The organism is Pseudenhygromyxa sp. WMMC2535 (genome assembly GCF_011083025.2).
In genome coordinates, this window is the sequence record NZ_JABJWV010000001.1 from 5,615,742 (window position 1) to 5,631,099 (window position 15,358).

A 15,358-nucleotide genomic window follows, 5' to 3' on the forward strand; every position below is an offset into this window, starting at 1 on the left:
AATGACCAATTGAAGTCATGGTGCGGCGCGCCCCGAAGAAGGTGGCTAAGGTAATGACAGTAAGTGATGGGACTCCCGCTGGCAGAGTTTCGAGTACATCGTCTATTGCGCGAATCGGCTCGTTCGCGGGTGTATCAGGCTGCGCGCGTGCGCGATGGCCAAGAGGTGATCGCCAAGGTCTTCGACCTCGACGGGGAGTTGGCCGAAGACCGTGCGCAGCACGAGTTCGAGCTGATCCGCGGCCTCGACATCGACGGGGTCGTGCGTGCGCTCGAGCTCAAGCGCGTGGGCGAGCAGATGATCCTGGTGTTCGAGCGGGTGCCCGGGGTCAACCTCGCCGAGCACCTGGGCGGCGAGGCGATGACCGTGGCGCGCTTTTGGTCCATGGCGATCGAGCTCGCCGAGCTGCTCGCAAAGGTCCACGCGGCCAAGGTCGTGCACCGGGACGTCAAGCCGACGAATATCCTGATCGCGGCCGGGGGCGGGCGAGTTCACCTGGCCGACTTTGGGATCTCGGTGCTGCTGGAGGGCGAGCGTCGGCAGATATATGACGATGAGGTGTTTGTGGGCACGCTGCCCTATATCTCCCCAGAGCAGACCGGGCGGACCAGCCACGCCGTCGACTTTCGCAGCGATCTCTACTCGCTCGGGGTGACCTTCTACGAGGCGCTCACGGGGCGCCGGCCCTTCGAGTCGGTCTCGCCCCTGGAGATCATCCACGCGCACCTGGCCGAGCGCCCCCGCCCGGTCGAGCTGGTCAACCCCGAGCTGCCCGTGGGCCTGTCGCGGATCGTCGACAAGCTGCTCGCCAAGGCGCCGGAGCACCGCTACCAGACGGCGGCGGGCCTGGCCGTCGATCTTCGCAAGCTGCGGGCCGCGGTCGAGGCCGGCGACGACGGGGCCCAGCTCGAGCTCGGCCTCGAGGACTACCCCGACGCGCTCAACTTGCCGCATCAGCTCTATGGCCGCGGGCGCGAGCGGGCGCTGCTCGGCGAGCACCTCGCCGCGGTGGTCGAGGGCGGTGGGCGGCGCAGCGTGGCCTTGATCGGGCCGGCGGGCATCGGCAAGACTGCGCTGGTCAGCGAGATAGAGGCCGCCGTCGCTGGCTACGGTGGATACCTGATCCGTGGTGAGTTCGGCGTCGAGAGTGGAGACCCGGACTCCGGGCTGGGCCGGGCCCTGACGGCGCTCTTCGAGCAGCTGCTGACCGAGAGCGACGCTCGCCTCGCGCGCTGGCGCGAGCTGCTGGGCGAGGGCCTGGGGGTGCTCGCGGGGGTGCTCGTCGAGCTCGCGCCGACCCTCGAGCTGATCATCGGCCCGCAGCGACGGCCGCCGCCGGTCGAGCTCGGGGCCGCGCGCAACCGGCTCGAGATCGCCGTCGAGCGCCTGTTCACGGTGATCAGCGGCTCGGGGCGGCCGCTGGTCGTGGCCTTCGACGATCTTCAGCGCGCGAGTCAGGGCAGCGTCGAGCTGGTCGAGGGGCTGCTCCGCGGGGAGCTCGGCCCGATGCTGGTGATCGCGGCCTGGCGCGACGACGGGCTGGGGCTGGGGCACCCGCTGCGCGATCTCGAGGCCGCGTTCGCGGCCCATCCTCGCGGCGAGCGAGTCCGGCTCTCGGGGCTGTCGAAGGTCGCCGTCGAGGCGCTCTTGCGCGACGCGCTGCCGGGCAGCGAGGGCCTCGAGGAGCTCGCCAAGGTGATCGTGCGCAAGACCAACGGCGTGCCGACCTTCGTCGGTCAGCTGCTGGTCCAGCTCGGCGAGCGTGGGCTCTTGCGCCTCGAGGAGGGGGGCGTGGGTGGTCGCCGGGGCTGGCGCTGGGAGCTCGAGGCGATCGAGGCCGAGCCGATCCCCGACGACGCCGTCGAGATGATGTGCGCCAAGCTCGAGGCGCTCGGCGAGCCCGCGCGCGAGCTGCTGCGGCGGGCGGCCTGCGTTGGCCCGAGCTTCGAGATCGAGCGCCTGAGCTCGATCTGCGCCATGCCCCGCGAGCAGCTCAGCGCGCAGCTGTGTGAGCTCGAGGACGTGGGCTTGCTGCTGCGGATCGGCGAGGGCTACCGCTTCATCCACGACAGCGTCCGCGACGCGGCGAGCCGCGGCCTCGACGAGGGCGCCCACCGTCGGCTGCGCTGGACCATCGGCCAGGCGGCCAAGGCCGAGCTCGAGCGCTCCGAAGAGCGCCTGCTCGAGATCGTCGACCACCTCGACGCGGGCGCCCCCGACGGCCTCGCGCTCCCGGACAGGCTCGAGCTCGCGGCCCTCGATCTGCGCGCGGGCAAGCGGGCCATGGCCACGGTCGCCTTCGAGCGCGCCGAGGGCTACCTGCGCCACGGCGTGGCCGCGAGCGCGGAGCTGTGCGCGGGCGCGCGAGCGCGAGGCTCGGCGGCGCCCGGCTACGCGCTGAGCTTCGAGCTCGCGTTCACCCTCGCGCGGGTGATCGCCTTGTCCGGGCGGCGGGCCGCGGCCGACGAGGCGCTGATCAACCTGCTCGACTGGAAGCTCGACGACGCCGACTACGCCCAGGTCGTGGCCAAGCGCATCGAGCTGCTGTGGGCAGACTCTCGCCACCACGAGGCCGCCGAGCTCGGCCTCGGCGCGCTCGAGCGCCTCGGCTACGCGCCGCCGGCCGAGCGCGGGCTCGAGCTCGCCCTGGCGAGCATCGAGCGCGCGTGGTCGCGGTTTCGCGGGCGGAGCCTCGCGCAGCTCCAGGCCATGCCGCGCTGCGAAGACCCGCGCGCGGGCGGGGTCCTCGAGATCTTCGCCAAGCTGATCTACCCGGTCTTCGTGATCGACAACCTGCTCTTCTTGCAGCTGATCGCGCAGCACGTCGAGCTGTGTGCAGGCGTCGGCCTGCACGAGACCACGGCCAAGGCGCTCTCGGATCTCTCGGTCGCCGTCAGCGGGGGCCTCGGGCGCTGCGCCGAGGCGGCCGAGCTGCACGCGCTCGCCTGCGAGCTCGCCGAGAGCAGGCCGAATTCGACGAGCGAGGCGTGGCTGCTGGCCATGGGCGGGGCGCTGTCTCTGCATCGGGTCCTGCCCTTCGCCGAGCTCGTGTCGCGCTTCGAGCTCGGCTTTCGCCGCGGCTTCGAGCGCGGCGAGCTCGAGGCGGCGAGCTTCGTCGCTGGCTTTGGTGTCAGCATGCTCTTCGAGATCGGGACGCACCTGCGCACCCTCGACCGGCGCTGCCGCCAGGCCAGGGCCGCCCTGGGCGGGGGCGGCTCGCTGCAGATGGAGATCGCCCTGAACGTCGCGCGCGGGGCGTGCCGGGCGTTGGCGGGGCAGAGCGTCGCCGCCGACGACGGCCAGCCCGACGCCTGCGCGGCCCTGCTTGGCGGCGAGGCGTGGTTGATCGAGCCCCAGCGGGTGTTCGCGCTCGGGAGCGGGCGGATGAACTACTACGTCGCCGAGGGCATGGTCGCGATGATCCAGCTGTGCCTCGGCGAGCCGGCCGCGGCCTTCGAGAGCTGCGCGCGGGTGCTCGACATCGAGACCGTGGCCTACAACACCTCGTACGTCGCGCGTAACCACACGCTGCTGTGCGCCTCCTACTACATCCTCACGCTCGCGGGAGAGCGCCCCGGGAGCGCAGCCGCGGCGGCGGTGCCTCGCTGCGAGGCGCTGATCGAGCGCTGGGCCGAGGACTGCCCGGCCAACTACGCCCACTACCGCGCGCTCGTCTGGGGCCTGCGCCACGGCGCCCGCGGGGAGGAGGAGCAGGCCCTGGTCTGCCTCGACCGAGCCTGGCAGCAGGCGCGGCGTCAGGGCTGCCGGTGGATCGAAGGCGTCGCCGCCGAGCAGCTGGCCGCGAGCTTCGAGCGCCGTGGCCTGCACGCGGCCGTCGACGGGATCTGGCGGCGGGCCTGGGAGGCCTACGAGGCCTGGGGCGCAGAGGTCAAGCTCGCCCGCCTGCGCGCGGAGCATCCGGCCGTGTTCGGCGGGCACTCGGGGTCTCAGGTGGAGGGCGAGGAGCCGGGCGTCGAGTCGCGGGGCGGCCCGCGCCTGGGCGGGGTGGGTGAGGCCTCGAGCACGGGGGGCGGCAACCTCGACCTCGCGCGGGTGCTGCACAGCGTCGGCTCGATCACCGAGGACCTGCGCCTCGAGGAGGTCATCGAGCGCCTGCTCGAGGCGGCGGTGACCCACGCCGGCGCGGACCATGGCCTGCTGATCCTCGATCGTGGCGGTGAGCTCTCGCTGGTCGCAGAGTCGCGCAGCGCGGGCGGAGAGCAGCGCGTCGACGCCACGCTCAGGCCGCTGCGCTCGCTCGCAGAGGCCGCGCCGGTGGCGTTGATCAACCTGGCCAACCGAAGCGGTCACGCCGTGGTCATCGACGACCTCCGCGAGGACCTGCGCTTCGTCGGCGATCCCTACCTCGAGGGCACAGAAGTCCGCTCGGCGCTCGCGCTGCCCCTGGCCAAGGGCGAGCGCCCGCTCGGGGTGCTGGTGCTCGAGAACCACCTGACCACCCACGGCTTCAGCGCGACGACCCTCGAGGCGCTGCGACTGATCACCGCGCAAGCGGCGAGCACCCTCGAGAACGCGCAGCTCTACGCGGCGCTGCGCCGCAGCGAGGGGCGCTGGCGCTCGCTGGTCGACGGCGCGCCCGATCTGATCGCCTTGCTCGACGAGCAGGGCGAGGTCGTCTTTCGCAACCACGGCGGCGCGCTGCAGGGGATCCGCGGCCTGGACGGAGACGGGGGCGAGGCGGCTCGGGGTGACGAGGAGGGGGCGCTCGAGCGCGGCAGCGCGCGGCGCTGGCGGGAGGCCGTGCTCGCCGTGCTCGAGCGAGGCGAGCGTCGTGAGCTCGAGCTCGAGTATCACCCGCGCGAGGGCGGGGCGCGCTGGTACGCCGTCCGCCTCGCGCCGATCGCCATCCACGACACGCTGCTCGGCGCGTGCACTCGCCGGCGCCGCAACGCCGTGGCCGTGGCCACTGACATCAGCGCGCGCAAGCAGGCCGAGGCCGACAAGCGCACCCTCGAGGCCCAGCTGCGCCAGCAGCAGCGGCTCGAGTCCGTGGGCACCCTGGCCAGCGGCGTGGCCCACGAGATCAACAACCCGATCCAGGGCATCATGAACTACGCCGATCTCATCTACGGCAGCCCGCGCGAGCGCGGCCTGGTCGAGGACTTCGCCCTCGAGATCATCCGCGAGTCGCAGCGCGTGGCCAAGATCGTCCGCAACCTCCTGGCCTTCTCTCGCCAGGACGCGCGCGAGGAGCCCGAGCTCGTCCAGCTCGACGAGATCGTCGAATCCTCGCTGTTGCTGATCCGCTCGGTGCTGCGTCGAAATCACATCATGGTGGAATTCGACGCGAAGTGTCCATTGCCACCAGTGCGCTGCCGGTCGCAGCAGATCCAGCAGGTGATCTTGAACTTGGTGACAAACGCCCGCGACGCGCTCGAGTCCGCCTATGGTCAATACGATGAGCGCAAGCGCATCGAGATCAGCATCGATCACTCGATGCGCGACGGCTGGGTCTGCCTGGCGGTGCGCGACTGGGGCCCGGGGATCCCCGACGAGGTGCTCCCGCGGATCTTCGACCCCTTCTTCACGACCAAGGGCCGAGATCAGGGCACGGGTCTCGGCCTGGCCGTGTCCCACGGTATCGTCCAGGAGCACGGCGGCCAGCTCGAGGTCGAGACCCGGCCCGACTACGGCACGCGCTTCTCTCTCGAGTTACCTGCGGTGGACGAGCTCGAGCTCGTCCACGAGCGCTGCTCGGCGAGCGGGAGCTGGCAAGAGCTGGCGGCGGAGCTGGGCTGAGGGAGGGGAGGGGAGGGGACGCTTGCTGCTCCGGATGACACGCGACGAGGCGCCCCTCCTCGCGGGGGAGCGCCTCGTCTCGTGGTTCTCGGCTGGGTTCTCGGCTGGGTTCTCGGCTGGGTTCTCGGCTGGGTTCTCGGCTGGGGGCGGCCCCGAGGTGGGGCGCTCAGTTGGTCGTATAGGCGAGGACCATATAGACCTCGAGGTCGAACTCGCGCTCGATCAGGTCGATCGAGTGGGTCACGCCGATCTCGATGGCGCTGCCCGTGATGTTCTCGAACTCTCCGGTCCCGCCGATGATGCGGCCCGTCCCGGGGATCGTCGAGACGTCGACCCGAGGAGGATCATAGGTCCGGACATAGTCCTGGCTGGCGTCCATATCGTTGACCTCATCGAGCAGCGGCGCGATGTCCTCCTGCTCGCCGAACATCAGCGTCCCGCGCTCGGGCAGGGTCAGCGTGAAGGTGGTCGCGGTCTCGGCGTTGGCGAAGTCGAGGACCTCCTGCTCCGTTCCAAAACCGATCAGATTTCCCTGAAGATCAAAGGCTTTGAATGCAGCGATGAAACCATCTTCGAGCTCCGGCTCGATGAAAGTGTCGATATCGTCGGGGCGGGGGGGGAACAGGCCCGTGGGGACGAGGTTGATGGCGAAAATGTCCGAGAACTGGAAGTGGAATACTTCAATTGTGACGGACTGGGATTCCTCACAGGACTGCATCGCCTGGTCATCATTGTCCTCGAGTGCGAGCACCAGCGTTTCGGCTGCGTCTTCGATCTCGATGGCGGTGACGTCCACGTTTGCGTCGGCGTCTTGCAGCGCTCGGGGTTCGAGGTCTCCGGTGTTTTCCGGGTCACAGGCACCCACGAACATTGTTAGAGCGAGGAGAGGGGCAAAGGCGACAGCGTGGCGGGCCATGGTGATCTTCTCCGGACGTATTGGGTTCTCTTGCACGGAAAGAGGGTTCGTATTGAGTGCGAGTTTCATATACTATTTATTGTAGTCAAACTACACCGCAGGGCGAGGGGACGCAAGGGGGCGGTGGGGTTTTTTGTCTCACTTAATGATTGATCGTAAGATCAGATGAGCTGAATCGCAATGTGCGCATAAAGGTCGTCGGATGATAGTGGGTGCAATCATCTGATCCAAAGACCCTATTTCGATCTTAGGGTCAATCGACAGTGGGCGACACCGGAGGTGAAGGTTGAGCGTCGAGCACCGGACCGCGCGCGAGCTCGATGCTGCCGTCTAGTACGTCGGACATGGGGGTCGGCCCGGCGTGGAGCACTCGCTGGTGAACGACTCGCCACTGGAGGTTTCCAGCCAACTCGGAGGGAAGCGCGAAGCGCAGGCTCAGACCCTCCGGACCGACGCGGCTGTCTTCGATCTCGTCGGTGGTGGTGAGCCCGCTGGGCTGATGGCGAGGCGCGAATCGGCGCCCCAGCCAGCGGCGACCGAGGACCCGCTCTTCGCCCGCCGCGTCGACAGCGAGGAGTGAGACCTCGAGGCGGCGAAAGAGGTCTCCCGTGGGGACTGCGTGGCCTACGAGGCCCGGGCTGAGATCGAGCGTGACGCGCCGGCCATCTCGCCACGCGCGGACTCGCAGCGCGCGTCGGAGCATGCGCGGGTCGTGGGCGCCGGGGAAGCGGTGCGCGTCGCCCTCGGGCATATGACAGTCGATGCACGCGCGCTCGGACGCCAGCGAGGCGCGGTGCTCGGTGATGGTGGACTGCATTGCGAGCGGCTGCGCACGGATCGCGGAGTCGGGGAAGTCGAACTCGTGGCAGCGCGCGCAGGCCTGGGGTCCGGCGAAGGCTGGCGAGCGCGCGATCGGCCGCGCGCAGCCGAGCTCGACGGGGGGGCTGGCTTTGTCACCCGCGGTCCAAATGTGCGCACCATCATCATCCAAATGACACGTAATGCAGCCTACTCCCAATGAGCCGCTCCAAATGCTGGGGGCTGCATTTGGGTCGGCCTCGGGAGCGTGACAACGCTGACAAAATCGCAGCGGCTCGCGAGTAAATGCGCGCTGAAAGGTGTCACTCGACCATGCGCCAGCGTGCTCCGATTCTCGCCACTGACTGTGCTCGAGTTCGTGACACGCGGGGCATCCGGCCGCGAGCTCGGCTCGCGCCTGGTCAGCGAGGCGCGCCTTCGAGGCCGGCCCGGGCAGCCAGTGCGCGACCGAGAGCTCGCGCCACGCGGGAGGTGGCGCGCTCGCGTCCACGGCGAGCGCGGCGGGCTCGGTGACCTCGGGGGCGCGATCGCCCCCGGCTGCCGGGCCGATGTTCGGGGCGCCACCGGCGTCGTCTGCTCCTCGACAGCCGACGAGGGCCAAGAGCAGCGCAGCGAGGCTGCGGGCGTAGGGTGCCGGGCGGGTCAAGACGCGAAGCTCGTGCCCGGGAGGCCGCAAGAAGGTCGAACGCAGGCGGGGGGGAGCGCCGCGCGGACCTTCATGAAGGAGAGGCGTGTGGCTACGAGACGGACACCCGGTCCGCTGGACGTCGGCCACAGCGCGAACATGTGGCCAGTCTAGTGTGCATGTCCGGCGGGTCCAGGCGATCTGCCCATGGCGCTGCAGGTCGCGTCATGGACGAGGCGCTGGGGGCCGCCGCCCTCGGCTTGGGCACAGGGGTTGTGGGCGGGGCTCTGACCGCGGCTGCGGCTCAGAAGTCGCCGAAGAGCTCGGAGATGCGGACGTCGAGGGAGTTGGCGATCTTGAAGAGCGAGGACACCGAGGCCGAAGACTCTGCGCGCTCGATCTGGCTGAGCAGCGAGACCGAGAGGTTGGTCCGCCGGCCCATCTGCTTGAGGGTCAGCCCCTTTTGCCGGCGGACCTCACGGATGCGTCGGCCGATGGTGATGTGCAGCTCGTCCTCGCGGCGGACGACGATGCCCTTCTTACGGGCGACGCGGGCGATGGTCTCGCGCATGTCCTCGCCGCTGAAGGGCTTTTGCATGTAGGCGGCGACGTCGAGGTTGATGGCGTCGGTCGCGGACTCGAGGCTGGGGTAGGCCGTCAAGATGATCGCCGCGATGTCCTTGTCGACCTTGCGGATCTTCTCGAGCAGCTGCAGGCCGTTGATGCCCGGCATCTTCAGATCGAGGATCAGGATGTGGAAGTTGTCCTTTTCTTCCTTGAGCCGGGCGAGGCCCTGATCGGGATCGTTGATCGACACCACCTCACAGCCGTCGGGAGTGAGCAGCTCTTGGAGGTACTCGCAGACCTTGACGTCGTCGTCGATGATCAGAACGCGGAGGCGAGAGGACACGGGGAAATCATGCCAGCTTTTGCGCCGCTGTGCCCGGGGCGTGTGCGAGCTGCGAGCGTGTCGCGGCCTTCACGGGGCCGAAGCGGCGGGTGGGCGCGTGGGTGTCCGGGTGTCCGCGGGGCGAGCAGGCGCGGGGTGGGGCCGGCCTCTGGCTGCGAATGATCGAACGATCAGTTTGCGAAGGGGCTCGCGCGTAGCGCGAGTGAGCGAGTCCGCGCGGCGCTCAAAAATCGCCGAAGAGCTCGACGATGCGCACGTCGAGGGCGTTGGCGATCTTGTAGAGCGAGGACACGGAGGCCGAGGACTCGGCGCGCTCGATCTGGCTGAGCAGCGAGACCGAGAGGTTGGTCCGCCGACCCATCTGCTTGAGGGTCAGCTCGCGCTTCTTTCGGACTTCGCGAATTCGTTGACCAATCGTGATGTGCAGCTCGTCCTCGCGGCGGACGACGATGCCCTTCTTGCGGGCGACGCGGGCGATGGTCTCGCGCATCTCCTCGCCGCTGAAAGGCTTTTGCATGTAGGCCGAGACGTCGAGGTTGATGGCGTCGGTCGCCGTCTCGAGGCTGGGGTAGGCGGTCAAGATGATCGCCGCGATGTCCTTGTCGATCTTGCGGATCTGCTCGAGCAGCTCGATGCCGTTGATGCCCGGCATGCGCAGATCGAGGATCAGGATGTGGTAGGTCTCCTTGGCCTTGAGCTTGGCGAGGCCTTGCTCGGGATCGTTGATCGCCACGACCTCGCAGCCGTCGGGCGTGAGTAGCTCCTGGAGGTACTCACAGACCTTGGCGTCGTCGTCGATGATCAGAACGCGCAGGCGGGACACCGGTGGATCATGCCAGTTTTTTAACCAGCCGGCAGCGTCGCGTGATCGCGCGTTGCGCCGAGTGACTAGATCGAGATCGAGTCGCCGCGGGCCGGAAAAACGAAGGGGGGGGCCCGCCTTGCGAGCCCCCCCTCGTGTCGGGGCGAGAGGATTCGAACCTCCGACCTTTCGGTCCCGAACCGAACGCGCTACCAGACTGCGCTACGCCCCGGAATCGGAGCGCGTAGGTAGCAGAGCCGTCTGGGGATGTCAAAGCCCTACCAGGGGGGAGGGCACCGTGCGCAAGCTCAGTCGGGCTGCGCACGATCCCCGGGAGGTCCCGGGGGAGTGGCCTCAGCCCCTCGAGAGCCGGCCAGGAGGCTCAAAAGGCGATCGCCATGCGGACCGCGCCGATGGAGAACTCGTCCTCGGGACCGAGCTCGATCGGCTTGTGTACGGGCCGGTCGTTGAGCTGCACGGTGCCGTCTCCGATGATCGGGCGCAGCTGGGGGCGGTGGGGCATGCCGCTCCACTCGACGACCGCGTGCACGCGCAGGACGCTGTCGTGGCGCAGCTTGATCTCGCAGCGCTCGCCGCTGCCGATGCGGTAGGAGCCCGGCAAGAACAGGCGATCTTCGTGGTGGCGCTCGCCGGGGAGCAGGATGCGCAAGCTCGCGGCCACGGACACCCCCATGTCGCGGTGGAGCGCGTAGCCGAGGATGTTGGCGAGGGCGCCGGCGTCGGGGGGGCGCTGCTCGGGCTGCTTGGCGAGGCTGCGCATGACCCCGCGGACGAGGGCCTCGGGCAGCCGCTCGCAGCCGGGCTGCTCGTCGAGGGGGACGGCCTCGGTCTCGGCGTGGCACTTGAGCCACATCAGCGGCTGCTTGGCGAACTCCTGCTTGACCTCGTTGAGCAGCCGGCCGTGGTGGAAGGGCGAGCACGCGCTGAGCAGCTCGTAGAGCAGCAGGCCCATGCTGTAGACGTCGCTGGCCGGGGAGAGCTGGCGGGTCTTGAGCTGCTCGGGTTGGGCGTAGTGGGGCGTGCCCACGACCATGTGCGTCTTGGTCGCGTTGACCCCGACCACCGGCGAGCCGTCCCAGGATCGGGCGAGGCCGAAGTCGAGCACGCGCACGTGGCCGTTGTCCTCGACGAAGATGTTCTCGGGTTTGACGTCGCGGTGGACGATGCCCTTGGCGTGGGCCTCGGACAGGCCGAGGCAGACCTGGTGGACCAAGGAGGCCGCCCGCGGCGGGTCGAGGGGGGACTCGAAGTCGTGCCACTCGTCGAGGGCCTGACCCTCGAGGAACTCCATCAACAGATAGATGTGCCCGTCGGGGCGCAGCCCGCAGTCGAAGGTCCGGACCACGTGGGGGTTGGTCAGCGAGCGCAAGATCGTGATCTCGCGCAGCGCCCGTTGGGCCTGGTCGCCCGCGGTCACCGGCTCCTTGGTCAGCTTGAGGGCGAGGGGATCGCCGTAGCCCGGGACCAGAACCTTGTAGACACAGGCGAAGGCGCCCTTGCCGAGGACGTCGAGGATCTGGATGTTTCCGGCGTAGACGTCGCCGGGCTGCAGCTCGAGCGCCATCGTGGTAGAGCGCGACCCTAACACGACTCGCATGGCAAGCCCACGAACAAGGCTCCCCCCCGCGCCCCTGGCCACGCTCCCACCCGAGCGGCTGAGCAAAGTCCGCGTGATCGCCAGCGACGTCGACGGGACGTTGACGCGTTCCGGTAAGCTCGGACCCGAGTTGATCACCGGCCTGACCAGGCTGTCGGCTGCGGGCTTCACCATCATCCCGATCAGCGGTCGCCCGGCGGGCGAGGTCTTGGGTCTATGTCGCTACCTCCCCGGCGTGACCTTTGGCGTGGCGGAGAACGGGCTGCTCGAGATCGTGCCCGACCACGCGCCGCGCTGGCTGGGCGAGGTCACCGACGTCGCGCGCCTGAGGGCCGTCGGTGAACACCTGAACCGGGAACATGCGGCCAAGCTGCGGGTGACCGGGGATGCCTTTTGCCGCCTGGGCGACGTCGCCTACGAGCGCGACGGGCGCGACGTGGACGAGCTCTCGCGCCTGCGCGCGGCCGCCGAGGCCGAGGGTGTTTTTTTGATCTGGTCCAACGTCCACGTGCACCTGGCCGAGCGTCCGCCGGACAAGGGGGCGGGGCTGCTGCGCTTGCTCGGGGAACGCGGCATCGATCCCAAGACGGTGGTCACGATCGGAGACGCGCCCAACGACGCCGGGCTGTTCACGCCCGATCGCTTCGCGCTGACCGTGGGCACCGCCGACGTCGTCGCCCAGGTCGAGGACTTCCCCCACCTGCCGGATCGGGTCACCGCCGCGCGCGAGGTCGAGGGCTTCCTCGAGCTCTGTGAGCGGCTGCTCGCGCCCGCGCAAGGCTGATCACAGGCTGGCCGCACGCCGCCGCGCGCGGCCAGTTCGCTGGTCCGCCTCGTGGGCTTCGACCTATAGTGCTCGCGCGATGAAGATCGGCGTCCCCAAGGAGATCAAGAACCACGAGTACCGAGTGGGCATGCAGCCTGCGGGCGTGCGCGCCATGGTCCAGGCCGGGCACGAAGTCGTGGTCGAGCGTGGCGCGGGCGATGGCAGCGGGTTCCCCGACGATGCATTCGAAGGTGCCGGCGCGACCATGGTCGACGCGGCCGCGGACGCCTGGGCGGCGGACATGGTCGTCAAGGTCAAGGAGCCGCTGCGCGAGGAGTACTCGCTCTTCCGCGAGGGGCAGATCGTCTACACCTATTTGCACCTGGCCGCGGTCCCCGAGCTGACCCGGGCGCTCATGGACAAGAAGGTCCGCGGCATCGCCTACGAGACGATCACCGATCGCCACGGCGGGCTGCCCCTGCTGCGGCCGATGAGCGAGATCGCCGGGCGCATGGCACCGCAGGTCGGGGCGTGGTCGCTCGAGAAGGCCAACGGCGGCCGCGGTCTGCTGCTGGGCGGCGTGCCCGGGACGCGGCGCGGGCGGGTGACGATCATCGGTGGAGGCATCGTCGGCACGGCCGCGGCGCGCATCGCCATCGGGCTCGGGGCCCAGGTCACCGTGCTCGACCTCAGCCAGCACCGCATGGCTTACCTCGAGGACGTGTTCGGCACGAACATCGAGACGCTCTACTCCAACCCCGAGAACATCGAGAAGAAGGTGCTGACCGCCGACATGGTCATCGGCGCCGTGCTCGTGCCCGGGGCGGCCGCGCCCAAGCTCGTCAGCGACGAGCTCGTCCAGGGTATGAAGCCCGGCTCGGTGATCGTCGACGTCGCCGTCGACCAGGGCGGGTGCATCTCGACCTGTCGGCCGACTACGCACCAGGAGCCGACCTACATCGCCTACGACGTGGTCCACTACTGCGTCGCCAACATGCCCGGGGCCGTGCCGCGCACGAGCACCTACGCCCTGACCAACGCGACCTTGGGCTACGGCCTGGAGATCGCCAACAAGGGCGTGGAGCAGGCGATCCTCGACTCGATCCACGGCGACGGTCACCTCGCCAAGGGCGTCAACACCTGGGATGGGGTGTGCACCGTCGAGGCGGTGGCGACGGCCTGCGGGGTCGAGTTCACGACCCTCGAGTCGCTCGTACACTGATCTCCTGGATCTCCTGGAGCTCCTGGAGCTCCTGGATCTCCAGGATCAGAGACGGCCGGGCTGCGTGTGCAGGCCCGGCCGTCTCTCGTCGTGGCTTGGAGGGCGCTCGCGCTCAGCCGCGGCGCCGGCGGGGGCGGACACAGGCGAGCACGAGCAGGCCGAGGGCGACGCCCAGGGGGGCGTGGTTGCGGCCGCCCTCGCTGCTGCTGCACCCGCAGCTGATGTCGTAGGGGAGGTCGTAGGGCTCGCTGCCGCTCTCGTCGTCCCCGACGTCGTCGCCGCCGTCGTCGCTGGTGCTCTCGCCGCTGTCGCCGGTCTCCTCTTCCGCAGCCGAGGCGCACTCGCTGTCGGCCTGGGCGAGGGCGTGGGCGGCGAGGATCGCCTCGCTGTTGTCGGTGACGACCTGGGGCGCGCCCATGGCCGGGACCTGCTCGATGCGCAGGGCCGCGGGCATGGCGGAGAAGTCCGGGTAGCTGGTGCCCGCCTCCTGGCAGACCTGCACGCTCGTGCCCTCGAGGTCGACGTCGTAGACCGAGTCGCCGCCGCAGTGCTCGAGCGCGGGGGTCGAGCGCAGGTTGTCGACCGTGGGGAGGTCGGGGTTTTGGTGGAACATCGGGTCGACGGTCATCTCGGCCGGCGACATCGTGGTGTGTAGCCGGGTCAGGTACGGCCAGGTCTCGAGCAGGTCGAGGGCGTGCATGCCCGGCTCGATGATCCGCTCGCTGAGGTCGCTGGCGAAGGCCGCCCCGTCCCAGGCCTCGAGGTCGATCTGGTCGGCGTAGGCCTCGATCTCGTTCCAAAACACCGTGGCGCTGACCCCATCGGGGGGCGGGATGTACTGCATCAGCAGCGCCTGGATCATCGGGTGGGTGTTGAGGCCCTGGCCGGCGATCAGATCGATGGCGGTGATCGGATCGACGTCGACGAAGGCCTGCTCGTTCCAGCTGGCCGAGAACAGCCCGAAGATCGAGACCGAGTCCGAGCTGCCGGCGTAGTCGGTGACGAAGGCCTGGCCGCCGGCCTCGTCGACGGCCAGGCTGAGCAGCTCGACGTAGCCGCTGTTCGTCGACCAGTCGTAGCGCAGCGGGTTGAGCACGACGTGCTCGTAGTTGCTCGGGGCCCAGCGCGCGGTCGACAGAAAGTAGGCGCGGATGCCCATGTCTTCCTCGGCGGCGATCCGCGTGAGCCTGATCGGCACGCAGGGCTCGTCGCCGAGGAAGCGGAAGGTCAGCGGGTGGATCTCCTCGACCTCGGCCCCGGCGGCGAGCTTGACCGCGGCGAACAAGAAGCCCTCGTCGAGGTAGGTCTGCAAGATCGGCTCGGCGTCGGCGTCCTGGGCGTAGTCGTTGGCGTCGAGGAATTCGATCACCTCCGCCGCGGTCCCGCCCTGAAGCACGACGACCTCGAAGGCGCCGACGACGTCCTCGAACACGACCTCGGGCTCGCTGGCGACGTCGAGGTTCACGACGAAGTCGCCGCCATCGTCGCTGTCCCAGCCCGGCTCGTCCTCGGGGCACTCGTAGGTGCGCGCGCTCGTCCAGCTCGCGGCGCTGGCCAGCGAGAGGTTGGTGAACAGCAGATCGCTGCCGACGCTGATCTCGGGGATCGCCTGGAGCGGCACGAGCCACGCGAAACGCTCGGCCTCGCCGGTGTATTGGACGCGGACGTGGGCCTCGACGCTGGTCCCGTCTTGCACGAAGAGGATGTCCTCGCCGCGCTGGTCGACCGGCATGGGCTCGGGCGTGTTGTCGCAGAAGGTGCCGCCGCAGGCTGCCGCTTTGCTGGGGGCGAGGCCGAGGCCGAGGCCGAGGGCTGTGGTGGCGATGGCCGGGAGCAAAAACGGGCTGTGGTGGCGTTGCATGGGAGCGCTCGCAGGATGGTAACGAGTGTGGGAGAGGAGACGTCCACTATTATTGTTAG

10 protein-coding genes and 1 tRNA gene are annotated in these 15,358 nt (G+C 69.3%); 4 read left to right on the forward strand and 7 right to left on the reverse strand.

Features of this window, described 5'->3' with window-relative positions; all coding sequences use genetic code 11:
- Positions 1 to 66 precede the first annotated feature (66 nt).
- The gene (locus G6O69_RS22130; protein ID WP_255216478.1) at positions 67 to 5,760 is read left to right on the forward strand and encodes an ATP-binding protein; all 5,694 of its coding nucleotides are present in this window, start codon (positions 67 to 69) and stop codon (positions 5,758 to 5,760) included.
- A gap of 166 nt (positions 5,761 to 5,926) precedes the next feature.
- Here G6O69_RS22130 and G6O69_RS22135 read toward each other — a convergent pair whose 3' ends face one another.
- The gene (locus tag G6O69_RS22135) at positions 5,927 to 6,625 is read right to left on the reverse strand and encodes a hypothetical protein (protein ID WP_176397022.1); all 699 of its coding nucleotides are present in this window, start codon (positions 6,623 to 6,625) and stop codon (positions 5,927 to 5,929) included.
- Between the two features lie 304 nt (positions 6,626 to 6,929).
- Entirely contained in the window at positions 6,930 to 7,667 is a 738-nt protein-coding gene (locus G6O69_RS40435; RefSeq protein WP_255215847.1) for a NapC/NirT family cytochrome c, read from the reverse strand.
- A 150-nt stretch (positions 7,668 to 7,817) separates the two neighbouring features.
- On the opposite strand from G6O69_RS40435, the gene G6O69_RS40440 reads away from it, so the two are divergent.
- The gene (locus tag G6O69_RS40440; protein WP_255215848.1) at positions 7,818 to 8,294 is read left to right on the forward strand and encodes a hypothetical protein; all 477 of its coding nucleotides are present in this window, start codon (positions 7,818 to 7,820) and stop codon (positions 8,292 to 8,294) included.
- A gap of 130 nt (positions 8,295 to 8,424) precedes the next feature.
- Here G6O69_RS40440 and G6O69_RS22150 read toward each other — a convergent pair whose 3' ends face one another.
- The 4 genes from G6O69_RS22150 to G6O69_RS22165 form a co-directional block, all read right to left on the reverse strand.
- The gene (locus G6O69_RS22150) at positions 8,425 to 9,030 is read right to left on the reverse strand and encodes a response regulator (protein ID WP_172305500.1); all 606 of its coding nucleotides are present in this window, start codon (positions 9,028 to 9,030) and stop codon (positions 8,425 to 8,427) included.
- A 223-nt stretch (positions 9,031 to 9,253) separates the two neighbouring features.
- Positions 9,254 to 9,853 carry a response regulator gene (locus tag G6O69_RS22155; RefSeq protein WP_172305501.1) on the reverse strand — a complete coding sequence of 200 codons (600 nt, stop codon included), beginning with the start codon at positions 9,851 to 9,853 and terminating at the stop codon, positions 9,254 to 9,256.
- A 137-nt stretch (positions 9,854 to 9,990) separates the two neighbouring features.
- Positions 9,991 to 10,064: transfer RNA gene (locus G6O69_RS22160), tRNA-Pro, on the reverse strand.
- A 150-nt stretch (positions 10,065 to 10,214) separates the two neighbouring features.
- Positions 10,215 to 11,417 carry an FHA domain-containing serine/threonine-protein kinase gene (locus tag G6O69_RS22165; protein ID WP_172305502.1) on the reverse strand — a complete coding sequence of 401 codons (1,203 nt, stop codon included), beginning with the start codon at positions 11,415 to 11,417 and terminating at the stop codon, positions 10,215 to 10,217.
- A 31-nt stretch (positions 11,418 to 11,448) separates the two neighbouring features.
- Here G6O69_RS22165 and G6O69_RS22170 point away from each other — a divergent pair, with 31 nt between their 5' ends.
- The gene (locus G6O69_RS22170) at positions 11,449 to 12,234 is read left to right on the forward strand and encodes an HAD family phosphatase (RefSeq protein ID WP_172305503.1); all 786 of its coding nucleotides are present in this window, start codon (positions 11,449 to 11,451) and stop codon (positions 12,232 to 12,234) included.
- A gap of 79 nt (positions 12,235 to 12,313) precedes the next feature.
- A complete protein-coding gene (ald, locus tag G6O69_RS22175) occupies positions 12,314 to 13,438 on the forward strand; it encodes an alanine dehydrogenase (protein ID WP_172305504.1) in 1,125 nt (374 codons plus the stop codon).
- 112 nt (positions 13,439 to 13,550) lie between these two features.
- On the opposite strand, the gene G6O69_RS22180 is transcribed toward ald, so the two are convergent.
- Positions 13,551 to 15,299: a DUF2330 domain-containing protein gene (locus G6O69_RS22180; protein ID WP_172305505.1), complete on the reverse strand. Its 1,749-nt coding sequence runs from the start codon at positions 15,297 to 15,299 to the stop codon at positions 13,551 to 13,553.
- Positions 15,300 to 15,358: the final 59 nt, after the last annotated feature.